Origin of the sequence: Pseudomonas grandcourensis (genome assembly GCF_039909015.1) — a bacterium.
Lineage (GTDB): Bacteria > Pseudomonadota > Gammaproteobacteria > Pseudomonadales > Pseudomonadaceae > Aquipseudomonas > Aquipseudomonas grandcourensis.
In genome coordinates this window covers 4,837,938-4,861,575 of sequence record NZ_CP150919.1, presented here as the reverse complement: position 1 = coordinate 4,861,575, position 23,638 = coordinate 4,837,938, and the positions used below count along the sequence as shown (strand labels likewise).

The 23,638-nt window shown below is 62.6% G+C and carries 15 protein-coding genes; 10 read left to right on the top strand and 5 right to left on the bottom strand.

The features are described from left to right. Positions 1 to 47: 47 nt before the first annotated feature. Complete coding sequence (locus AABM52_RS21645; RefSeq protein ID WP_347907833.1) at positions 48 to 1,538, bottom strand: aldehyde dehydrogenase family protein; 1,491 nt, start codon at positions 1,536 to 1,538, stop codon at positions 48 to 50. A 524-nt stretch (positions 1,539 to 2,062) separates the two neighbouring features. Between AABM52_RS21645 and peaA the strand changes: the two genes are divergently transcribed. The 4 genes from peaA to peaD all read left to right on the top strand — a co-directional run bounded on the left by peaA (position 2,063) and on the right by peaD (position 6,621). Continuing rightward, on the top strand, positions 2,063 to 3,643 hold the full coding sequence (gene peaA / locus AABM52_RS21640) for a quinohemoprotein amine dehydrogenase subunit alpha (protein ID WP_347907831.1): 1,581 nt from the start codon (positions 2,063 to 2,065) through the stop codon (positions 3,641 to 3,643). A gap of 82 nt (positions 3,644 to 3,725) precedes the next feature. After that, entirely contained in the window at positions 3,726 to 5,156 is a 1,431-nt protein-coding gene (gene peaB / locus AABM52_RS21635; RefSeq protein ID WP_347907829.1) for a quinohemoprotein amine dehydrogenase maturation protein, read from the top strand. A gap of 1 nt (position 5,157) precedes the next feature. Beyond that, positions 5,158 to 5,481 (top strand): quinohemoprotein amine dehydrogenase subunit gamma, encoded by a 324-nt coding sequence (qhpC, locus tag AABM52_RS21630; RefSeq protein ID WP_008016081.1) that lies wholly within the window; start codon positions 5,158 to 5,160, stop codon positions 5,479 to 5,481. A gap of 21 nt (positions 5,482 to 5,502) precedes the next feature. Continuing rightward, the gene (gene peaD, locus AABM52_RS21625) at positions 5,503 to 6,621 is read left to right on the top strand and encodes a quinohemoprotein amine dehydrogenase subunit beta (protein ID WP_347907826.1); all 1,119 of its coding nucleotides are present in this window, start codon (positions 5,503 to 5,505) and stop codon (positions 6,619 to 6,621) included. Between the two features lie 149 nt (positions 6,622 to 6,770). On the opposite strand, the gene AABM52_RS21620 is transcribed toward peaD, so the two are convergent. Next, positions 6,771 to 7,172, bottom strand: coding sequence for a lysozyme inhibitor LprI family protein (locus AABM52_RS21620; protein WP_347907824.1), 402 nt, complete (start codon positions 7,170 to 7,172; stop codon positions 6,771 to 6,773). 62 nt (positions 7,173 to 7,234) lie between these two features. Then, positions 7,235 to 7,633, bottom strand: a complete 399-nt coding sequence (locus AABM52_RS21615; RefSeq protein WP_347907822.1) for a GFA family protein — start codon at positions 7,631 to 7,633, stop codon at positions 7,235 to 7,237. A gap of 198 nt (positions 7,634 to 7,831) precedes the next feature. Here AABM52_RS21615 and AABM52_RS21610 point away from each other — a divergent pair, with 198 nt between their 5' ends. Continuing rightward, positions 7,832 to 8,320 carry an SRPBCC family protein gene (locus tag AABM52_RS21610; RefSeq protein WP_347907820.1) on the top strand — a complete coding sequence of 163 codons (489 nt, stop codon included), beginning with the start codon at positions 7,832 to 7,834 and terminating at the stop codon, positions 8,318 to 8,320. A gap of 286 nt (positions 8,321 to 8,606) precedes the next feature. Here the strand turns inward: AABM52_RS21610 and inhA are convergent, their stop codons facing one another. After that, positions 8,607 to 9,293: an isonitrile hydratase gene (gene inhA / locus AABM52_RS21605; protein WP_347907819.1), complete on the bottom strand. Its 687-nt coding sequence runs from the start codon at positions 9,291 to 9,293 to the stop codon at positions 8,607 to 8,609. Positions 9,294 to 9,382: 89 nt separating this feature from the next. Here inhA and AABM52_RS21600 point away from each other — a divergent pair, with 89 nt between their 5' ends. After that, positions 9,383 to 10,393 (top strand): GlxA family transcriptional regulator, encoded by a 1,011-nt coding sequence (locus tag AABM52_RS21600; RefSeq protein ID WP_347907818.1) that lies wholly within the window; start codon positions 9,383 to 9,385, stop codon positions 10,391 to 10,393. Here the strand turns inward: AABM52_RS21600 and AABM52_RS21595 are convergent. Then, entirely contained in the window at positions 10,369 to 10,758 is a 390-nt protein-coding gene (locus AABM52_RS21595) for a hypothetical protein (protein ID WP_347907817.1), read from the bottom strand. The genes AABM52_RS21600 and AABM52_RS21595 overlap by 25 nt on opposite strands. Before the next feature lie 290 nt (positions 10,759 to 11,048). Between AABM52_RS21595 and AABM52_RS21590 the strand changes: the two genes are divergently transcribed. From AABM52_RS21590 to AABM52_RS21575, 4 genes are all read left to right on the top strand, one after another. Next, positions 11,049 to 12,221, top strand: coding sequence for an MFS transporter (locus tag AABM52_RS21590; RefSeq protein WP_347907816.1), 1,173 nt, complete (start codon positions 11,049 to 11,051; stop codon positions 12,219 to 12,221). 84 nt (positions 12,222 to 12,305) lie between these two features. Then, positions 12,306 to 13,040 carry an alpha/beta fold hydrolase gene (locus tag AABM52_RS21585; protein WP_347907814.1) on the top strand — a complete coding sequence of 245 codons (735 nt, stop codon included), beginning with the start codon at positions 12,306 to 12,308 and terminating at the stop codon, positions 13,038 to 13,040. A gap of 243 nt (positions 13,041 to 13,283) precedes the next feature. Beyond that, positions 13,284 to 22,520, top strand: a complete 9,237-nt coding sequence (locus AABM52_RS21580) for an amino acid adenylation domain-containing protein (RefSeq protein ID WP_347907812.1) — start codon at positions 13,284 to 13,286, stop codon at positions 22,518 to 22,520. Between the two features lie 52 nt (positions 22,521 to 22,572). After that, positions 22,573 to 23,631: a TauD/TfdA family dioxygenase gene (locus AABM52_RS21575; RefSeq protein WP_347907810.1), complete on the top strand. Its 1,059-nt coding sequence runs from the start codon at positions 22,573 to 22,575 to the stop codon at positions 23,629 to 23,631. Positions 23,632 to 23,638 lie beyond the last annotated feature (7 nt).

Below are 23,638 nucleotides of genomic sequence, written 5' to 3'. Positions count from 1 at the left end.
CCCCTTCGCGAGCCTGCTCGCGAAGGCGGCCTGAAAGACGCCGAAAATTACAACTTGATCAACACCGACTTCAACTCGGTGTAATGCTCGATCGCCGCATACCCCATCTCACGCCCGACCCCGGACATCTTGTAGCCGCCGAACGGCAGCGCCGGGTCCAGGGCGCTGTGGCAGTTGACCCACACCGACCCCGACTTGATCCGCGGAATCATCCGGTGCACCGCTGCCAGGTCATTGGACCAGATGCTCGCACCCAATCCATACGGACTGTCATTGGCCATGCGCAGGGCATCGGCCTCGTCATCGAACGGAATCACCACCAGCACCGGCCCGAAAATTTCTTCCTGCACCAGCGAGTGCTTCTGATCGACGTCGACAATCACCGTCGGCTTGACGAAGAACCCCGGGCCGAACTGCTCACCGCCGCAGGCGATGGTCGCGCCGCTTTCCCGGCCCTTTTCGATGTAGCCGTAGACGCGCTCCTGCTGGCGCGCCGAGATCAACGGCCCCATGTCGACGCTCGGGTCCAGGCCGTTGCCGAGTTTCATGGCGTTGGCGATGTCGCTGATGTCCGCCACCACATTGTCGAAGTGCTTGCGCTGTACATACAGCCGCGAGCCTGCGCAGCAGACCTGGCCCTGGTTGAAGAAGATCGCGCTGGCAGCCCCGGCCGCGGCGGTTTTCAGGTCGGCGTCGGCCATGACGATGGTCGGTGATTTGCCGCCCAGCTCCAGGGTGACCCGGGTCATGGAATCCATGGCGATCTTGCCGATCTGCTTGCCCACGGCGGTGGAGCCGGTGAAGGTCAGCTTGTCCACCAGCGGGTTGTGGGTCAGGGCGGAGCCGGCGGTGATGCCGGTGCCGGTGACCACGTTGAACACGCCTTCGGGATAACCGGCTTCCAGCACCAGTTCGGCGAGTTTCAGTGCGGTCAGCGGGGTTTCATCGGCGGGTTTGAGCACCACGGTACAACCGGTGGCCAGGGCCGGACCGAGTTTCCAGCAGGCCAGCAACAGCGGGAAGTTCCAGGCAACGATGGCGCCGACCACGCCCACCGCTTCGCGTCGAATGAAACTGTGGAACTGGTCGTTGGGCATCAGCGGTGCCGACACGTCAACCGTAGAACCTTCGATCTTGGTCGCCCAACCGGCCATGTAGCGCAGGAAGTCGATGGCCAGTTGCACGTCCATCACCTGGGCCACCGCCGCGCTTTTACCGTTGTTCAGGCATTCCAGTTGCGCCAGCAGCTCGGCGTCGCGCTGCATCAGATCGGCGAGTTTCCACAGCAGGTTCTGTCGCTCCCGGGGACGGGTGCGGGTCCAGGCCGAATCGTCGAACGCCTGGCGGGCGGCGAGAACGGCGCGGTCGACATCTTCCGGCGTTGCCCGTGGCACCACGCACAACACCTCACCGGTGGCAGGGTTGTGCAGGGGCATGGTCTGGCCGTCTGCGGCCTCGACCCAGTCACCGCCGATAAGCATGCGCGGGGCGCGCTGGATGAATGCCGAAGTGGCGGGAAGCAGGTTTGGAAGCGACATGATGAAACCTCGTCTTGTTCGTGTGGCGAGGTCATTCGCAATGGCTGTGCCAGTTGTGGTTTTCCATGGTAAAGGCACGATTTGACAGGCCCGGCAGCCATTTATGGAATAGCCATGGCATGGGCAAGCGTCGCAAATTGCGACGGCGTGAGACATCAGGACAACGCCCTCTGTAGGAGCGAGCTTGCTCGCGATGAACTCCTGAGCGCCACGTTTAGCCTGAAAGCACGCGTTATCGTTAACGACCATCGCGAGCAGGCTCGCTCCTACAGAAAGCTATGCTTGTCTCAGGCTGAAACAGTTGTCGCGAAATAAAACGTGGAACGCAGACGACACGATTGGCAAAACACCGGCCTTTATCGGCAAGTCATTGATTAATCTAAATATTCATAAGCTGGCACGCTCCGTGTATTGCTCATCGCAGACGTTTCTCTTGCCTCCGTCAGCGGTTCACCGCCGGCGGCAGAAACCATAAAAACGATAAGCCACAACAATAAGAACGCACCGTGCGAGGTTCGACGTTGATGAAGAGAAAACTCCGATCAGGCATGAGCGCCAGCCTGCTGGCCGTAGCCGCTTGTGTAGCGCTGCATTCGCCTCATAGCCTGGCAGCCCGAGACGCCCAGACCATCCTCAAGGAAACCTGTCAGGGCTGTCACACCCCCGAAGCCGATAACGCCCTCAGTCGCATCAGCCACCAGCGCAAAACGCCGGAAGGCTGGTTGATGAGCATCGCCCGGATGCAGACCATGCACGGTTTGCAGATCAGCGATGACGACCGTCGCACGCTGGTCAAGTACCTGGCCGACACCCAGGGCCTGGCGCCGAGCGAAACCGATGGCGTGCGTTATGCGCTGGAGCGGCGACTCAACACCGTCGAACACTTCGACGACCAGACCAGCCAGATGTGCGGCCGCTGCCACTCCGGTGCGCGGGTCGCCCTGCAACGGCGTCCGGCCCAGGAGTGGGAACGTCTGGTTAATTTCCACCTCGGCCAATGGCCGTCCCTGGAGTACCAGGCGCTGGCCCGGGACCGCGACTGGTTCGATATGGCCCGCAAGGAGATGGTGCCGCTGCTGGCCAAGCGTTATCCGCTGGACAACCCGGCCTGGAAAAAATGGCAGAGCGCGGCGCCCAAAGCCGAGGCCCTGGTGGGCGACTGGAGCTTCAGCGGCCACTTGCCGGGCAAGGGTGAGCTGGCCGGTGTCATGACCGTGAGTGCCGATGGCAGTGACACCTTCAAGGTCAGCGTCAAAGGCCAGTACGCCGACGGCAGCCCGTTCAATGGCGACGGCAGTGCGATTCTCTACACCGGCTACGAATGGCGCGGCAACGTGACCATCGATGGCGTGACCATGCGCCAGGTGTTCGCCGCCCAGGGCAATGCGATGCAGGGTCGGATGTTCGAGGCCGAGCATGACGAGCGTGGTCTGGACTTCGTCGCCGCCAAACAGGGCTCCAACCGTTTGCTGGCGGTGCAGCCGGGCTATCTGAAGGCCGGCAGCGAAACCGAAGTGACCTTGGTCGGCAGCGGTCTGAGCGGCAAGCCGGACTTCGGTAAAGGCGTGGAAGTGCTCGAAGTGGTCGAGCAGAGCCCTGAGCGGATCAAGGTCAAGCTCAAGGCGGCGGCCAATGCCCAGCCAGGTTTGCGCGCGGTCAGCGTCGGCGCGTTGAAGGGCCCGAGCCTGTCGGTGTACAGCAAGATCGCCTCGGTCAAGGTGGTGCCGGAATTCTCGGTGGCGCGGATCGGCGAGGGCGGTGGTTCGACGCCGAAAGTCCAGGGCCGTTTCGACGCGGAAGCCTGGGGCAAGGGTGCTGACGGCAAGCCGTATCGCATCGGTGTGTTCCCGGCGCAATGGAAAGTCGAGGCCTTCGACGACCGCGCCAAGGAAGACGAAGACGTCAAGTTCGCCGGCACCATGCAGGCCGACGCGGGCGTGTTCACCCCGGGCGATGCCGGGCCGAACCCGGCACGCAAGATGTCCACCAACAATGCCGGCAACCTCAAGGTGATTGCCGCCGTCGAAGACGCAGGGAAATCCCTGACCGGCGAAGGCCACATGATCGTCACCGTGCAACGCTGGAACAATCCACCCATTCCTTGAGTTGATCTGAACGTCAGCGATTCAGACACTTTTCGGAATGACCGCAAGCCCCGCCAAGCGGGGCCTGCACAGGAGGTTGGCAATGGGTGCTATCTTGAATCTGGTCGAACGCAACCTGCACGAAGTGCTGGTGGATGCCGACCGCATGCTGTTTCACATCCCCAGCAGTTCGCTGTTCGCCAGCGATGAACTGACGGGCACCATCATCGATACCTTGCGCGGGCCCGGTTGTTCCTCGGACGACCTGATCCAGCGCTTGGCCGCGCGTTTCAACGGCGAGGAAATCACCGAGACCCTGCGCGAGCTGATGGCCCTGGAACTGGTCAGCGACGGTTCACCGTTGACCCCGGACATCGCCACCAAGCGGGTCGAACGCACGGCGATCAATACCGTGGTGCTCAACGTCAACACCGGCTGCAACCTGAGCTGCACGTATTGCTACAAGGAAGACCTCGACAAGCCTTCGGCGGGCAAGAAGATGGACGTCGAAACGGCAATCGCCTCGGTGGAAATGCTGCTGCGCGAATCCCCGGACGAAGAGCGTTTCACCGTGGTGTTCTTCGGCGGCGAACCTTTGAGCAACCGCAAGCTGATCGAGTACATGGTCGACTACTGTGAGAAGCGTTTTCGCGAGGCGGGCAAGTTCGTCGAATTCGTCATGACCACCAACGCCACATTGCTCACCGAAGAAACCGTGGACTACCTCAACGCCCACCGTTTCGGGCTGTCGGTGAGTATTGACGGGCCGAAGACCGTACACGACCGCAACCGCATCACCGTGGGCGGGCAGGGCACGTACGACGTGGTGCGGCGCAAGGCCGAGATGCTGCTGTCGCGCTACAACAGCCGCCCGGTCGGTGCTCGCGTAACGCTCACTACCGGCGTCACCGACGTCGAAACCATCTGGGATCACCTGTTCAACGAACTGGGTTTCGCCGAAGTCGGCTTCGCCCCGGTGACGTCGGGCGATATCAGCAGCTTCAACCTCACCAGCGACGAGCTGATCGAAGTCTTCGCCAGCATGAAACGCCTCGGCCGGCGTTACCTGGAAGCGGCGCTGGAGCACCGCAACATCGGTTTCTCCAACCTGCACCAGCTCATCACCGACATCCACGAAGGCCACAAGAAAGCCCTGCCATGCGGCGCGGGCCTGAAGATGCTGGCGGTGGATCACAAGGGCGAACTGAACCTGTGCCACCGCTTTACCGGTTCGAGCCTGCCGACCTTCGGCAATGTCCATAGCGGCGTGAAACAGGTGGAGTTGAACGACTTCCTGTCCCAGCGCCTGGACCGCACCAACACCGGCTGCGAAGACTGCCAGATCCGCAACCTGTGCTCTGGCGGCTGCTACCACGAGAGCTACGCCCGCTACGGCGATCCGACGCACCCGACCTATCACTACTGCGAACTGATGCGTGACTGGGTCGACTTCGGCATCGAGGTCTACACCCGGATCATGGCCAACAACCCTGCGTTCATCAGCAGTTACATCACTCCGCGCAAGGCTCACTGATATGAAACATCTCAAGGCAATCAATAACAAAGCGTTGAAGCTGGATCAGGCCGCGGATGAAAACCGCATCGAAGAAGTGGTGGCCATGAGTTCCGTGGCGGGCTGTGCCTCGACCACCGACCCGGGCTGGGAAATCGATGCGTTTGGCGGTGTGTCGTCGCTGTGCCAGCCGATGGAGGCCGACCTCTACGGTTGCTCCGACCCGTGCTGGTGGCCGGCCCAGGTGCCCGACATGATGAGCACCTACCCGGACTGGAACAAGGATGCCCAGGCGTCCAACGACAACTGGCGCAACCTCGGCACTGTCTTTCCAAAAGACAAGTGATCACAGAAGAAGGATTCCAGCATGCGTAATATCAAAGCCTGCGGCGTGGCCGCGTTCGCCGTTCTGAGCAGCTGTTCGGTCAGTGTCCTGGCCGATGAAAACACCGCACTGCAAGACGGTCACGAGTACATGTTGACCACCAACTACCCGAACAACCTGCACGTGATCGACCTGGCCACCGACACGCTGTTCAAGACCTGCAAGATGCCCGACGCCTTTGGCCCCGGCACCGTGCAGCTGTCGCCGGACCGCAAGACCGCCTATGTGCTGAACAATCACTATGCGGATGTCTACGGCGTTGAACTGGACAGTTGCAAACAGGTGTTCCACGCCAGCATCACCCAGAAGCCGGGGGAGAAAGCGCGCTCGATGTTTGCTTTCACTCTCAGCCATGACGGCAAGGAACTGTTCACCATCGCCAACCCGACGTTGATGATGAACGATCGCTACGAAGTGCAGCAGCCCCGGCTCGACGTGTACAAGACCGACGCCGGCATGGACGCCAGACCTGTGCGCAGTTTCCCCGCGCCGCGCCAGTTGACCATCATGCAGAGCGGTGACGACGGCACGCTGTACGTGGCCGGTGCGGACGTCTACAAGGTCAATGTGCAAACCGGCAAGTTCGACGTGCTGATCCCCAGCCGCCACTGGAAACGCCCGAACTACAGCGCGCCGGACGTGCTCTACGTGTGGAACCAGCAGACGTATCGACATGACTTCTCGCTGCTCTACACCGCAGCGAAATTCAAGGACAAGAAACAGGACCCGGCTACCGCCGAATACCTGTACGGCCTGTTCAGCGTCGACCTGAAGACCGGCAAGACCGAAACCACCGACTTCGGCCCCCTGACGGAAATTTACTTCAGCGGCATGCGCTCGCCCAAGGACCCGAACCTGATGTTCGGCGTGCTCAACCGCCTGGCCAAGTACGACATCAAACAGAAGAAAATGCTCCAGTCCGCCACACTCGATCATTCCTACTACTGCATTTCCTTCAACAAGGACGGCAGCAAAATCTACCTGGCGGGGACGTTCAACGACGTGGCGATCTTTGATGCCGACAGCCTGAAGCAGACAGGCAGCATCAAGTTGCCGGGCGGGGACATGGCGATTACCACTGCGCAGATTTTTGTCCGGTAATTGCGGCGTCTGACCTGACGCCTTCGCGGGCAAGCCCGCTCCCACAGTGGATATGCAGTGTGATCACTATCGTGTGAACACCCCTGAACCCTGTGGGAGCGGGCTTGCCCGCGAAGAGGCCCTCAAAAACACCGCAAAAACAGCAAAAATCAAACCCCCGGCACCGGACAACTCATATCCCCCTCCTGGCACTTCAGGTAGTTCTTGAACGTCTGAACCCGTGCCTTGGTCAACTCCGTGGTGCAGTTGCTGTAGATCAGCGGATACACGCTCCCGCCTTCCACCCCGGATGCCGAGAATTTGCACTCGGCATCGCGGAACGCCACCCACGCCCGCTGCGCACCCACCAACTGCTTCTTGCTGTCCGGGTTGCTCTTGAGTCGCGAAGTGATCTGCTGGTACAGCGCATTCAGTTCCTTGTCGGCGGCTACATTCTGCTGCGCCGCGCACTGGTTCATCGTCGCCTGGTCGCTGGCGTTGTCACAATTCACGGCGAACGCCATGGAGGTGAACAACAGGGGCGTCAGCGCCAAAAGTAAGCGTGAATTCATGCTGGAGTGCTCGTTGTGACCGAATGAGAGATGCAGTGTAGCGCCGAGGGGCATTCAATCCTCTACGCTTGCCATTGCGCGTGTTTTTCCACCGAATCATATTCCAGCCATGGCACGTCATGGGCAGTCCAGATATGCGCTTGGGGCGTCATCAGCGGATCGGTATCCAGCGTCGCCACCCGAACGATCACGTGGGGCTGGGCCGGCCGTTCGGCCATCAGATGTGAACCGCAAACCGAACAGAAATACCGAAACTTGCCCGGCGACGATTCATGGCGGCTCAGGCGATCCTGGCCTCTGGTCCAGCGAAAATGCTCGCGCATGACTCCAGCGGTCGATGCGAAAGCGGCAGCGTGTGCCTTGCGGCAGGTTTGGCAATGGCAGTGGCTGATGGGCATGTCGAGGCTGTCGAGTTCGTATTCGATGGCCTTGCACAGGCAACTGCCGCGCAGGTTTTCCATGTCGCTATCCCTTTCGATGCTGTTTCGAGGCAGAACGTTAGCAGTTTCAACCCCCTGACTTTGCGATTGTCCCAGAACTTATCCGCGCAAATACAACCGAATATCTCAGGCATGGTTGATTGCGCATCCCGATTGGTACAACTTTAGGGTTGGTCTTGTGGTCTTACTGGCCTACTGTTCAAGTACAGGAGGTGACTTATGAACCCAGTATCTGATCGCATCGAAAGGAAAGTCCTGCTCAAGACCAAGCGTTCGCAGGTCTGGCGCGTGCTGGCCAATGCCGAAATGTTCGGACAGTGGTTTGGCGTGGCGCTGGAAGGCAAGCGTTTTGTGGCAGGCGAGTGGACCCAGGGACAGATTACCTATCCCGGTTATGAGCATTTGCGCTGGAATGTACTGGTGGAGCGGGTCGAGCCGGAGCGTCTGTTTTCGTTTCGCTGGCACCCGTATGCCGTGAACCCTGAAGTCGATTACTCCCAGGAACCCACCACCCTGGTGAAGTTCGAGCTCGAAGACATGGACGACGGCACGTTGCTCAAGGTCTCCGAGTCCGGTTTCGATCACGTTCCCCAGGCCCGTCGCGAAAAGGCTTTCCGCATGGACAGTCGTGGCTGGGAAGAGCAAATGAACAATATCGAGCAGTTTTTGATCGACAATGCCAAGTCCCACGAGCAACAGAGTGGCTGAAGCCGGCTCGAAGCCTGAGGCATCTAGGGGTTTTCGGAAGGTGGTTTATAGCGAATGTCTTACACGCGATGGTAGCAATGTCGCCTGTTACAAATTGGATCCGATGCGTAATCTGGCCTCACCCACTGAAGCACAGGATGTGCTCAGGATCATGGATGATCGACCATATGCAAGGAACGCTACGACAAGGAGTCGTCATGGTCTTGGAAAAACCCGCTTCGGCGGGTTTTTTTGTGCACGCATGAAAGGTCGTGGCGGCGGAAGCCGGGTTCCCGCCGCCATTTTTTCACTGCCGGTCGAGTTTTGCCGCCGCGCGCTCGGTGATCTGCGCCCGCAGCTTCAACGAGCCGGCAGCCCGTTGGCGAGCCTCCTCCAGCACACTGGCCGGGGCCGTCTCCGGGCTGCCCGCGGTAAACGGCGGGGCCGGGGCGTATTCCAGTTGCAACTGCACCAGCTCGGCGGTGGCCTGGTCGAACAGCTCGGCGGCCAGGGTCAGGGCGAAGTCGATACCGGCGGTGATGCCGCCACCGGTCAACAGATTGCCGTCACGAACCACCCGGTCTTGCACCGCGATTGCGCCCAGCGGCTTGAGCAGTTCGTGATACGCCCAGTGGGTGGTGGCGCGTTTGCCCTTGAGCAATCCCGCCGCGCCCAGCACCAGCGAGCCGGTGCACACCGAAGTGACGTACCGGGCGTTGGCGGCCTGGGCCCTTAGAAAGTCCAGGGTCTGGTCATCTTCCATCAAGGGGCCGACGCCACTGCCACCAGGCACGCAGATCACGTCCAGTGCCGGGCAATCGTCGAAGGTGGTGGTCGGTTTCAACAGCAGGCCGGTACTGGCGGTAACCGGCATCAGGTCTTTCCAGATCAGATGCACTTTCACATCCGGCAGCGAGGCCAGTACGTCGTAAGGGCCGGTCAGGTCCAGTTGCTGAACCTGTGGAAACAACAGAAAACCGATCTGCAACGTCATGGTGTTTTTTCTCGTGAAGTGGGTAGACGGTTTGACTCTAGGCTCGTAGGCTTTGGCGCATACGCCAATATCCCCACGAATTACGCCAAATGTCGAAAACAATCCATGTGCTCGCTTTCGCCAACGTGCAATTGCTCGACGTCACCGGGCCGTTGCAGGTATTCGCGTCGGCCAACGACATTGCCCGCCAGCAAGGCCTGCCGCCACCCTATGCACCGACGGTGATTGCCAGCGGTGGCGGGGCGGTGATGTCGTCGGCGGGGTTGGCGCTGTTGGCCGAACCGTTACCGGATCAGGGCACTGATACCCTGATCATCGCCGGTGGCTGGGGTGTCTACGCAGCGGCGGAAGATGCGCCGTTGGTCGCCTGGGTGCGCGAACATGCCCGTGGTTGCCGGCGGGTTTCCTCGGTATGCACAGGCGCGTTCCTGCTGGCGGCCAGCGGCTGGCTCGACGGCCGGCGCGTGGTCACCCACTGGACCCGTTGCGAGCAACTGGCGCAGCAGCATCCGCGACTGCACGTCGAGCCCAACCCGATCTTCATCAACGACGGCCCGGTCTGGACCTCGGCCGGGGTGACCGCCGGCATCGACCTGGCGCTGGCCATGGTCGAACAAGATCTGGGGCGCACCATGGCCCTGGAAGTCGCCCGGCAACTGGTGGTGTTTCTCAAGCGTCCGGGTGGCCAGTCGCAATTCAGCGTGACCCTGTCACTGCAACAGGAAGGCAACCGTTTCGACGAGCTTCACGCCTGGATCAGCGAAAACCTGACCCACGACCTGGGCATCCCGACCCTGGCATTGCAGGCCGGCATGAGCGAACGCAGCTTCGTGCGCCACTACCGCGCCGACACCGGCCAGACCCCGGCCCGGGCCATCGAACTGATCCGCGTCGAAACCGCGCGACGTTTGCTCAGCGATACCGGCGTGCTGATCAAACGGGTGGCGGTGCAATGCGGCTTCGGCAGCGAAGAAACCCTGCGCCGCAGCTTCCTGCGGGCCATGGGCGTGACGCCGCAGGCTTATCGGGAGCGGTTTTCGGTCAGTGTTGCAGCAGATCCGGTGTCCAGCTCACGTCAGGTTTCAGCTTCCGCCAGCTGATTGAAATACTTCGCCCGATCCGGCGTAAACGTCACCACCATGCCGGTTCGTGAGCAAGTCAGCGCCCGCTCTTCGCACAAATCAACATCCAGATCTTCCCCGCGTAGTCCTTGCCACTGGGCGAGGTATTTGAGGGAGCCATATTTTTCGAGTTTCTTCAGGCTGCGGCTGACGCCACCTTTCCAGCCCAGTACCGGCAACTCGCCGGCGAGGCACTGTCGGGCGAGGTCGGGGAAACGGGCGGCGCGCTGGCGGCCGACTTCCCAGCATTTGATCAGGCCCTTGTCACCGGCCTCCCAGAGTTCTTCGCGGTTCAAACCGGTTCGGAGCGGGGAGTCGATGCTGCGTTGGATGCGTTGGCTCATTCTGGTTCCTTGAATTCGGGTGGTTCTGGACAGCTCCGCTGTACCCGTAGAGCAAGGATGTTAGGTGGGGATGTAACAGCTGGCAACCGGGTATTTCCTGCGAAATGGCAGGATATTGTTGATAACAGGTCGGATTCAGGCCTACACACCACCACTGTTTATTGGTGTACGCCGGCCATTGTGGGAGCGAGCCTGCTCGCGAAGGGGCCTTCACATTCAACCAACAATTCCACGCTTCCCCCACAATCAGCCCTTATGGCACCGTGCAGTCCCCTGATGAGACCCGTCCCATGGCAAACCCCTATCGCGAGTTGTTCAAAGCCCCCGGCAGCGGCGCCTTCGTGCTGGCCGGAATGATCGCGCGCATGCCGATTTCCATGACCGGCATCGGCCTGATCACCATGCTTTCGCAGTTGCAGGGTGGCTACGCAATGGCCGGTGCGGTGGCGGCGACGTTCGCCCTGGCCACGGCCTTTTGTGCGCCCCAGGTCTCGCGGCTGGTGGATCGATATGGCCAGGGGCGGATTCTGCCGGTATCGGCACTGCTCGGCGGTGGGGCGTTGCTGCTGTTGTTGCTGTGCACTCGGTTGCAGGCGCCGCACTGGACGCTGTTTGTCTTCGCCGCGCTGGCCGGTTGTATGCCGAGCATGTCGGCAATGGTGCGGGCACGCTGGACCGAGGTGTATCGCGGCCGCCCGGAGTTGCAGACCGCCTACGCCCTGGAGTCGGTGCTGGACGAAGTCTGCTTCATCGTCGGGCCGCCGCTGTCGGTGGGGTTGTGCGTTGTGGCATTCCCCGAGGCCGGGCCGCTGGCGGCCTTGCTGGCGCTGGCCATCGGCGTCACCGCGTTCGTGTTGCAGCGCAGCACGGAGCCGCCGGTGCATCCCCATGAAGAGCATCACCAGGGCTCGATCATCCGTTCGCGGGACATTCAGTTGCTGATGCTGTTGATGGTGGCCATGGGCACCATCGTCGGCGTGGTGGACGTGGTCAGCGTCGCCTTCGCCCAGCACCAGGGCCAACCAGCGGCGGCGAGCATCGTGCTGTCGGTGTACGCCATCGGCTCGTGCCTGGCCGGGTTGGCGTTCGGCGCACTGCGCTCGAAAGTGCCGCTGGCGCGCCTGTTCCTGTACGGCGGGGTAGCGACGGCGGTGACCACCTTGCCGTTGCTGCTGGCGACGAACATTTTCGGCTTGTCCCTGGCGGTGTTTGTCGCCGGCCTGTTTTTTGCTCCGACGCTGATTGTCGCCATGGCCCTGGTGGAGCAGATCGTACCGCCGGCCAAACTCACCGAAGGCCTGACCTGGCTGGTTACTGGTCTGAGTATCGGCGTGGCGATCGGCGCCGCCGGCTCCGGCTGGCTGGTGGACGCCTTCGGTGCGCGCAGCGGGTTCTGGCTGGCGATTGCGGCGGGGGCGGTGGTGCTCGGTTCGGCGATCCCGAGTTATCGCCATCTGAAATGAAGATTTACCTGTGGGTTATTCGTATGGCTAATTCTTTGGGCTGCTCATCCGTTCTCAAAGCAGACAACTCTCGAGGAAAACCCGGTGACCCCGCTGACATTGCTGTGCCTGCCCTATTCGGGCGCGAGTGCCATGGTCTATAGCCGTTGGCGACGCAAGCTGCCGCAGTGGCTCACGTTGCAGCCGGTGGAACTGCCGGGGCGTGGCGCGCGGTATGGCGAACCCTTGCACACCGACATGCGCCGTCTGGCGCTGCAATTGGCCCAGGAACAAAAAGCCACGCTCAAGGCGCCGTACGCGTTGTTCGGGCACAGCATGGGCGCGCTGCTGGCCTGCGAGATGGCCCACGCATTTCGCTCCCTGGGTTGCCCGGAGCCGGTAGCACTGTTCGCCTCGGGCACTGCCGCCCCGACCCTGCGCGCCGACTACGACCGGGGCTTTGCCCAGCCTAAAAGCGACGCGGAACTGATCGAGCAACTGCGCACCCTCAACGGCACCAGCGAAGAGATCCTGGCTAATGAAGAGTTGATGAGCCTGACCCTGCCGGTGCTGCGCGCGGACTTCCTGCTGTGCGGGCGTTTCGAACCGGTGCAGCGCCCGTTGCTCAAGTGCCCGGTGCATGTGCTCGGCGGCAAGGCCGACCGCGCCACCGCCGAACAGTTGATCGGCTGGAGCCAGGAAACCCGCGGCAGTTTTTCGGTGGACATGCTGGCGGGCGGGCACTTCTTCATCCATGAGCAGGAAGCGAAGGTGCTGCGGGTGATCAAGGATCAGCTTGAGGTGCATCATCGACGGCTCTCCATGGCTGCCGTGGGTTAACACCACTCTCAAACTTCACCCTATCCCTGTGGGAGCGAGCCTGCTCGCGATGGCGGCATCACATTCAACTTGAATGTGTCTGACCCACCGCTATCGCGAGCAGGCTCGCTCCTACAGGTTTTTTCAGTGTTCTGTATTGCGCGTTTCACCTTCCGCCTGATCCGCTAATTTTTCCCGCCTGCATTCGTTTTATAGGCACGACGCGCCCTTGCGCCTGCTGCCTACTGATGCGGATGCCGATAGATGAATGCTGAAGACTCCTTGAAACTTGCTCGCCGGTTTATCGGGTTGCCCCTGGAAAAACGCCAGATGTTCCTTGCGGCCTTGCACAAGGAGGGCGTGGATTTCGCCCGTTTCCCGATTCCGGCCGGCATCGAGGCCGAGGATCGCCAAGCGCTGTCGTACGCCCAGCAACGCATGTGGTTTCTCTGGCAACTGGACCCCCACAGCGGCGCCTACAACCTGCCGGGCGCGGTACGGCTGACCGGTCGCCTGAACCTGTCGGCGCTGGAGCAGGCGTTCGCCAGCCTGGTGGCGCGGCATGAAACCCTGCGCACGGTGTTCGCCCGTCAGACCGATGACAGCTTGCAGCAAGTCCCGGCCACGGCGCCGCTGGTCATCGAGCAGGTGGATTTCAGCGTATTGCCTGCCGAGGAACGCGAGCGTGCAGTGGCTGAAACCGCCGAGCAACAGTCGGTGCTGCCGTTCGATCTGTCGGCCGGCCCGCTGCTGCGGGTCACCTTGCTCAAGCTCGCCGAACACGAGCACGTGCTGTTGCTGACCCTGCACCACATCGTCTCCGACGGCTGGTCGATGAACGTGCTGATCGACGAATTCACCCGCTGCTATGACGCCTTCGATGCGGGCGCGCAACCGCAACTGGCAGCGTTGCCGATCCAGTACAGCGACTACGCCCTGTGGCAGCGCCGCTGGCTGGAGGCGGGCGAGCAGGCGCGGCAATTGGCGTACTGGCAGGCGCAGTTGGGTGACGAACACCCGGTGCTGGAATTGCCCCTGGACCATTCGCGCCCGGCGATGCCGAGCAATCGCGGCACCCGCTACGAATTCGCGGTGGAGGCGCAACTGGCCGAGCAACTGCGCAGTACCGCGCAGAACCACAACATCACCCTGTTCATGCTGTTGCTCGGCGCCTTCAACGCTTTGCTGCATCGCTACACCGGACAAACCGACATCCGCGTCGGCGTGCCCATCGCCAATCGCAACCGCGCGGAAATCGAAGGTCTGATCGGCTTCTTCGTCAACACCCAGGTGCTGCGCACCCAACTGGACGGGCAGACCCGGGTCGACGACCTGCTGCGTGCCATCAAGGAAACCGCCCTCGGAGCCCAGGCCCATCAGGACCTGCCGTTTGAGCGCCTGGTCGAAGCGCTGAAACTGGAACGCAGCCTCAGCCACACCCCGTTATTTCAGGTGATGTACAACCACCAGCCACACGTGGCCGACATGGCCTCGGTCAGCACTGCGTCCGGCCTGGCGCTGGGCAGCATCGACTGGCAGAGCCGCACCACCCAGTTCGACCTGACCCTCGACACCTGGGAGAAGGGCGGCAAGCTGCACGCCGCGCTGACCTACGCCAGCGACCTGTTCGAGGCCGATACCATTGCGCGCATGGCCCGGCACTGGACGCGCTTGTTGCAGGCGATAGTCGACGACTCGACACAAAAAATCGGCGAGTTGCCGATGCTGACGGCGGATGAACAGCAAGTGCTGGTGCAGGACTGGAACCGCACCGCCGAGGCCTATCTGGTCGAGCAGTGCATGCACCAGTTGATCCAGGCCCAAGCCCGACGCACCCCCGACGCGCAGGCGCTGGTGTTTGGCGAGCGTCAACTCAGCTACGCGCAACTCGACGCCCGCAGCAATCAACTGGCGCACTGCCTGCGCGAGCAGGGTGTCGGCCCGGATGTGCTGGTGGGGATCTGCGTTGAGCGTTCCCTGGAAATGGTCATCGGCCTGCTGGCGATTCACAAGGCCGGTGGTGCCTACGTACCGCTGGACCCGGAGTACCCGGCCGAACGCCTGGCCTACATGATCGAAGACAGCGCGATTGGTTTGCTGCTCAGCCAAAGCACCTTGATCGGCGCGCTACCCACCGAGGGCGTCAAGGTCATTGCCCTGGATCAGGAACAAGACTGGCTCGACGGCTACAGCGATTCCTGCCCGCAGGTCGACGTGCATCCGCTGAGCCTGGCCTATGTGATCTACACCTCCGGCTCCACCGGCAAGCCCAAAGGCGCCGGCAACAGTCACGCCGCGCTGGTCAACCGCTTGTGCTGGATGCAGCAGGCTTACGGGCTGGACGGCAGCGACTCGGTGTTGCAGAAAACTCCGTTCAGTTTCGATGTGTCGGTGTGGGAGTTCTTCTGGCCGCTGATAACGGGCGCGCGCCTGGTGGTGGCGCCGCCGGGGGCCCATCGTGAACCGGCGCAGTTGATCCGCCTGATCGGTGACCACGGCATCAGTACGCTGCACTTTGTGCCGTCGATGCTCCAGGCGTTCATCCATGAGCCGGGTGTCGAGGCGTGCACCGGTCTCAAGCGGATTGTCTGCAGCGGAGAAGCCTTGCCGCTGGATGCGCAATTGCAGGTGTTCAAAAAACTGCCGGGCGCCGGGTTGTACAACCTGTACGGCCCGACCGAAGCGGCCATCGACGTCACCCACTGGACCTGTATCGACGAAGGCGCCGACAGCGTACCCATCGGCCGGCCCATCGCCAACCTGCGCACCCATGTGCTGGATGCGCAATTGTTGCCAGTTCCGGCCGGCGTGGCGGGGGAGTTGTACCTCGGCGGCGCCGGGCTGGCGCGCAGTTATCACCGGCGTCCGGCACTCACTGCCGAGCGTTTTGTACCGTGCCCTTTCCATGACGGCGCGCGCTTGTACCGCACCGGCGACCGCGTGCGCCAGCGGACCGATGGGGTGATCGAATACCTCGGTCGCCTCGACCATCAAGTCAAATTGCGTGGCCTGCGCATCGAGCTGGGGGAAATCGAGACTCGCCTGATGCAACATGCGCTGGTTCGCGAGGCCGTTGTGCTGGTGCAGGGCGGCAAGCATCTGGTGGCGTATCTGGTGCAGGAAAATACCGATGCCGATGAGCAGTGGCCACAAACCCTCAAGGACTGGTTGCTCGGCAGCCTGCCGGAATACATGGTGCCTACCTACCTGATGCCGCTGGACGCCTTGCCGGTGACCGCCAACGGCAAGCTCGACCGCAAGGCCTTGCCGCCACCGGACGCCGCGCCGCAACAGGCATTCGTCGCGCCGCAGGATGCGATGCAGACTGCGCTGGCGCAGATCTGGCAGGACGTATTGGGCCTGGAACGCGTGGGGCTTGAAGACAATTTCTTCGAGCTCGGCGGCGACTCGATCATTTCCATCCAGGTGGTCAGCCGTGCCCGTCAGGCCGGCATTCGCCTCAGTCCGCGAGATCTGTTCCAGTACCAGACCGTGCGCAGCCTGGCATTGGTTGCGGCGTTCGACAGCCGCAGCAGCATCGATCAAGGTCCGGTCAGTGGCGAGGTGATTCTGACCCCGGCGCAGCATTACTTCTTCGAACAGGCTATTGCCCAGCGCCGGCACTGGAACCAGTCGCTGTTGCTGACACCCCGGGAAGCGTTGAATCCTGAAGCGTTGGAGCGGGCGTTGGTGACCGTCATCAATCACCACGATGCCTTGCGCCTGCGCTTTATCGACGGTGCCGAAGGCTGGCAGCAGAGCCATGCAGCGCCAGTCGAGTCAGCTGGATTGTGGCAGCGTCGGGCGTCTTCGAGCGAAGCCTTGACCGCCCTGTGCGATGAAGCGCAACGCAGCCTCGATCTGGCCGACGGGCCGTTGCTGCGTGCCTTGCTGGTCAGCCTCGACGATGGTAGCCAACGCCTGCTGCTGGTGGTCCATCATCTGGCGGTGGACGGGGTGTCGTGGAGGGTGTTGCTCGAAGACTTGCAACAGGCTTACCGGCAAGTGGCGCTGCCCGAGAAAACCAGCGCCTACCAGGCCTGGGCCGCACACCTGCAACAGCATGCCGGCACCGTGCCTGGGCAAATGCCGTACTGGCAGACGCAACTGGCGGATGCCCGGGACCTGCCATGCGACAACCCCCGGGGCAGCTTGCAGCAGCGCTACGGGCACAAGATCGAATCGACACTGGACGCCGAACTGACCCGCCTGTTGCTGCAACAGGCCCCGGCGGCCTATCGCACCCAGGTCAATGATCTGCTGCTCACGGCGCTGGTGCGGGTCATCTGCCGCTGGAGCGGGCAGGGCTCGACGCTGATCCAGCTGGAAGGCCACGGCCGCGAAGACCTGTCCGACGACCTCGACCTGAGCCGCACCGTCGGCTGGTTCACCAGCCTGTTTCCAGTGCGCTTGCAACCCGAGGCCGAGGTGGCAAATTCGATCAAGTCGATCAAGGAACAACTGCGCGCCATTCCCGGCAAAGGCCAGGGCTACGGCTTGCTGCGCTACCTCGGTGAGCCGGCACAACGCCAGGCCCTGCAAGACCTGCCGGCGCCACGGATCACCTTCAACTACCTGGGGCAGTTCGACCGTCAGTTCGACGACGCCGCGCTGTTCGTCCCGGCCCCGGAAAGCGGCGGCCAGGCCCAAGGCGACGATGCGCCACTGGCCAACTGGCTGACCGTGGAGGGCCAGGTGTATGGCGGGCAGCTCTCGCTGCAATGGGGCTTCAGCCGTGAGCTGTTTGCCGAGTCCACCGTGCAACGACTGGCCGATGCCTACACCGAAGAACTCACGACGCTGATCGAACATTGCTGCACGACAGCGCCAGGCCAGGTCACGCCGTCGGACTTCCCGCTGGCGCGCATCACCCAGGCACAACTCGATGCCTTGCCTGTTGCGGCGCCGGCCATCGAGGACGTTTACCCGCTGACACCGATGCAGCAGGGCATGCTGTTCCACACCCTGTACGAGCCCCAGGCCGAGGCCTACATCAATCAATTGCGCCTGGACATCCAGGGCCTGGAACTGGCGGCATTCGGCCGGGCCTGGCAGGCGGCGATCAACCGTCATGACATCCTGCGCAGCAGCTTCCACTGGCTGGGGCTCGAGTGCGCGCATCAGGTGATTCATCGCCAGATCGACCTGCAACTGCAAGTGATCGAAGCGGCCGACATCGACCTCGATGCACTGGCCGCCGAGGAGCGCAGCCGCGGCTTCGAACTCAGCGCCGCGCCCTTGTTCCGTCTGCTGCTGGTGCGTCAGGGCAGTGAAGACTGGCACCTGATCCATACCAGCCATCACATCCTCATGGACGGCTGGAGCAACGCCCAGTTGCTCGGCGAAGTGATCCAGCACTATGCCGGCCAGACGTTGGCCAGGCCGTTGGGGCAATACCGCGACTACCTGGGCTGGATTCAACAGCAGCCGCTGCTGGTCGCTGAACAGTTCTGGAAACAGGCGCTGGCGCCGCTGGAAACGCCGACGCTGCTGGCGCAAGCCTTGCCGACACCTGCTGAAGGGCGCGGCATGGGCGAACATCAAATGACCCTTGAAAGCGCCGCGCTACAGCGCCTGAGCGATTTTGCCCGCCAGCAGAAAATCACCCTCAACACCTTGCTGCAAGGCGCCTGGGGCCTGCTGTTGCAGCGCTACACCGGCCAGACCTGTGTTGCCTTCGGCGCAACGATTGCCGGACGCTCCGCGCCGTTGCCGGGCATCGAGCAGCAGTTGGGGCTGTTCATCAACACCATACCGATCATCGCCGCGCCGCAGGCTGGGCAATCGGTGGCCCAGTGGCTCAACGAGCTGCAAGCCCTGAACCTGAGCCTGCGCGAGTTCGAACACGTGCCGCAGTACGACATTCAAAACTGGGCCGGGCATCAGGGCGCGCTGTTCGACAGCCTGCTGGTGTTCGAGAACTTCCCGGTGGCCGAAGCCCTCAAGCAAGGGGCGCCGGCAGGCCTGACCTTCGGCGCGCTGCACAATCACGAAATCACCAGTTACCCGCTGACCCTCGGCATTGAAGTCGGCGCGAGCCTGCGTCTGGATTTCAGTTTCGACCGCACCCGGTTCAGCGCTGCACAGATCAGCCAGTTAGGCGCCAGCCTGTTGCAGATGCTGGAGCAATTCGTCGCACAGCCCCAAAAGGCATTGGGCGCGGTCAGCCTGCTGGACGTACAGGCTCAAGAAAAAGTGCTGGCGTATTCCCGTCCACCGGCACCATCAATCGAAAGCCCGTTGCTGGCCCATCAGCGTTTCGAGCAACAAGCGGCACGCACTCCCGATGCGCTGGCGGTGTTGGTCGGTGACGAACGCCTGACCTACGCCCAGCTCAATGCGCAAGCCAACCAGCTCGCCCATCGCCTGCGCGCCCAGGGTGTGGCGCCGGGGCAGCGGGTGGGGCTGTCGGTGCGACGCAATGCGCAGATGATCGTCAGCCTGATGGCGATCCTCAAGTCCGGCGCCGGGTATGTGCCGCTGGACCCGGATTACCCGGCCGAGCGCCTGGCCTACATGATCGAAGACAGCGGCATCGACCTGCTGCTGGCGCAACCGGGCCTGCTGGCCGATGTAGCGCTGCCGCAAGAGTTGCCGCGCCTGGCGCTGGAGCCGGGCGCAGACGCCGAGTATTGCACCGACAACCTGGTCAACCTCGCCAGCGCCGAAGACCTCGCCTATCTGATCTACACCTCCGGCTCCACCGGGCGGCCGAAAGGCGTGTGCCTGGCCCACGCCGCACTGCGCGAGTTTTGCGTGATCGCGGCGGACTATTCACAACTCACCGCGCAAGACCGCGTACTGCAATTCGCCACGTTCAGCTTCGACGGCTTTGTCGAGCAGTGCTACCCGCCACTGTGCGTGGGCGCGGCGCTGGTGATGCGCGGCGATGAACTGTGGGACACCGACACCCTCTACCGGCAGGTCATCGAACAGGGCGTGACCCTGGCGGATTTGCCGGCGGCCTACTGGTTCCTGCTGGCTCAGGAATGGGCCGCGCAACCGCAGCGTGAGAAAGGGCGCTTGCGTCAGGTCCACGTCGGCGGCGAAGCCATGTCGCTGGAAGGCCTGAAGCTGTGGCACGCCGCCGGTTTGGGCGATGTGCGCCTGCTCAACACCTACGGGCCAACCGAAGCCACGGTGGTGTCCAGCACCCACGCATGCACGCTGGCCGATACTCGCAATCACCTTGGCGTGCCCATCGGCAAAGCCCTACCGGGGCGTGCGTTGTATGTGCTGGACAGCGAAGGCCATCTGCTGCCGACCGGTTGCGTCGGCGAGTTGTGCATCGGCGGCGACGCCGGCCTTGCCCAGCGTTATCACCAGCGACCGGGCTTGAGCGCCGAGCGCTTCATCGCCGATCCGTTTTCCAGCACACCGGGCGCGCGGCTGTATCGCAGCGGCGACTTGGCACGCTATCGCGAGGACGGTGCGCTGGAGTACCTGGGGCGCATCGATCATCAGGTGAAAATCCGTGGTTTCCGGGTCGAGCTCGGAGAACTCGAAGCGCACCTGCAAGGCCTGCCGATGATCAGCGAAGCCGCAGTGCTGGTGCACGAAGGCGTCGGCGGCAAGCAATTGATCGGCTATGTGGTGCCGACCGATGCCGGGCTGCTGGCGGCGGATGCGCGTCAGCTCACCGACACCGTGCGCCGCGCCTTGGGCGAGCGCCTGCCGGACTACATGCTGCCGGCGCAATTGGTGTTGCTGGCCGCATTGCCACTCAACCGCAACGGCAAATTAGACCGCGCAGCCTTGCCCGCCCCGGATGTCTGGGAGGCCGAAGTCGGCAGTGCGCCGCAAGGTGCGCTGGAAATCGAACTGGCGCAGATCTGGCGGCAGGTGTTGCAGGTCAATCGTGTCGACCGGGAAAACAGCTTCTTCGAATTGGGCGGGCATTCGTTGTTGGCGACGCAAATCGTCTCGCAGATCCGCCAGCGCCTGGGCCTGTCGGTGAGCCTGCGCAGCCTGTTCGAACATCCGCGCCTCGAGGATTTCGCCGCTCAGGTGCAGGCGCTGCAACACAGCTGTGAACGCCCGGCGCTGGTAGTGGACACCTCCGGCGAACGCCAGCCGTTGTCCTTCGCTCAGCAGCGCTTGTGGTTCCTGTGGAACCTGGAGCCGGACAGTTCGATGTACAACATGCCGGGTGCCTTGCGCCTGCGGGGCGAACTGAACCTCGACGCCCTGCGCCTCACCTTCGAAACTTTGGTGCAGCGTCACGCCGTGTTGCGCACCACCTTTTACGAAGAGGACGGCCAGGCCTGGCAGCGGGTCCACGGGCAATTGCCGTTGAGCTTCGAGGCCAGCGACCTGCGGTATCGGCCGGCGCCGGACGTCGACGCACAGCAACTGGCCCGTGAGGAAGTCGCCCGGCCATTCGACCTGCGCCACGGTCCCTTGCTGAGGGTGCGGGTGCTGCGGGTCGCGGATGACGAGCATGTGCTGTTGCTGACGGTGCATCACATCGTTGCCGATGACTGGTCGTTCCGCGTGCTGATCAATGAATTCGTCAGGCTCTATCCAACCCTCAACCGTGGCCAGACCGCGCAACTGCCGGCGCACAGCGTGCAGTACGCCGACTTCGCCAAATGGCAGCGCCAGTGGCTGGAGCAGGGCGGCGAGTTGCAGCACCAGCTCGACTACTGGCAGCAGCGCCTTGCCGAGCCACAGGCGGTGCTGGAGTTGCCCGCCGATGGTGACGGGCGCACGGCACAGGAAGGCGCCAGCGCCCATTTCACCTTCAGCGGCGAACTCAGCCAGCAGTTGCGCGACTTTGCCCAACAGCGCGATCTGTCGCTGTTCATGCTGCTGCTGGCCGGTTTCACCTTGGTCCTGCGTCAGCGTACCGAGATCAGTCGGGTGCGCATCGGCACCGATATCGCCAACCGAAATCAAGCCGAGCTTGAAGAAATGGTCGGCTTCTTCGTTAACCAATTAGTACTGCAAGTGGAGGTCGATGCCGAGCAGCCGGCGGCGCAGTTGCTGGAGGCCTGTCGCCGGGCGGTACTGGAGGCTTCGGACCATCAGGACCTGCCGTTCGAGCGTCTGGTGGAGGCCTTGCGCTTGCCGCGCCGGGCTGGCCGTTCGCCGTTGTTCGACATCAAGCTGATCTACCAGGAAGGCGTCGGTCGCCTGCCGTCGATGGAGGGCCTGCAGGTCGAGGACTTCCCGTCCGGGCGCCAGGCCGCCGAGATCGGCATGGTCGCCGCGTTCTACAACGATGCCGAGCACATTCACTTGAGTTTCGAAACGCCGGTGGGCCAGTACCTGCCGAGCACGCTGGAGTCTTTGTTCGAACAGATCCGGGCGGTACTCGAAGCGCTGATACGCGCTGACGGAGTGCAGGTCGGTGAGTTGCTGGACCTGGCCGCCGAGGTGCAACGCCGTGCCGATGCGCGCTTGAACGAGCAACGCAAGGCCTTGCTCGGCGGTGCCATGGCGATCAAGCGTCGCTCGGCGAACCGTGCCACGCCGGCACCACGGATCGCAGCGGACTGATTCAGTCGGTGGCGCCATCGAGCGCCGCCGTCATCATTTTCTGGAGGGGTTTATGACCGTTTCAACGACCAAGTCCATGCCCAGGATGGGCCGTGGTGCCCGCAAAAGCCTTTCCACCGATCCGACGCGGCTGGTGAGTTTTGCGCCGATGTTCGAAGGCCTCAGCATGCCGCTGGTGTGCCGTCCGGCCGTGTCCGGCGTGAGCCTGGTGGAATGGGCGACCCAGAATCGCGCGCTGATCGAAAGCAAGCTGCTGGAACACGCGGTGATCCTGTTCCGTGGCTTCCAGGTGGCCGATATCGGCGAGTTCAACCGCTGCGTCGACGGGATTTCCGGCGGTGCCCTGGAGTACCTGTTCCGCGCCTCGCCACGGACCCAGATCAGCGGCCAGTTCAAGATCTATAGCTCCACCGATTACCCGGCGCCGGAGAAAATCTTCCCGCACAACGAACACTCGTATTCGCCGGTGTTCCCGCGTCACCTGTATTTCTACTGCGACACCCCGTCGGCCACCGGCGGCGAAACGCCGTTCGGCGATACGCGCCGGATCCTCGCGCGGATCGACCCGGCAGTGCGCGAGGAGTTTGCCCGCAAACGCATCATGTACGTGCGCAACTACGGCGACGGCATGGGTCTGCCATGGCAGACCGTGTTCCAGAGCGAGGACCGCGCAGAAGTCGAAGCTTACTGCGCCAAGATCGGCATCCAGGCGGAATGGAAATCCGGCAATCGTCTGCGCACCCGGCAGAACGGCCCGGCCATCGTGCGTCATCCACTGACCGGCGAGCGCATCTGGTTCAACCACGGCACCTTCTTCAACGCACTGACCCTGCCGGACAGCATCCGCGAAAACCTGCTGCGTGAATTCGGCCCGCAGGACCTGCCGCAAAACACCTTCTTCGGCGACGGCTCGCCGATTCCCGACGATGTGATTCGCCACCTGCAAGGCATCTACCGCGAGGTGATGGTCGAGTTCGCCTGGGAGAAGGGCGACGTGGTCCTGCTCGACAACATCCTCAGCGTGCATGCGCGCAACGAATTCACCGGCTACAGAAAAATCCTCACGGCCATGGCCATCGCGCAGAAAAGCGCCGACCTGGATCAGGAATAAGGACACC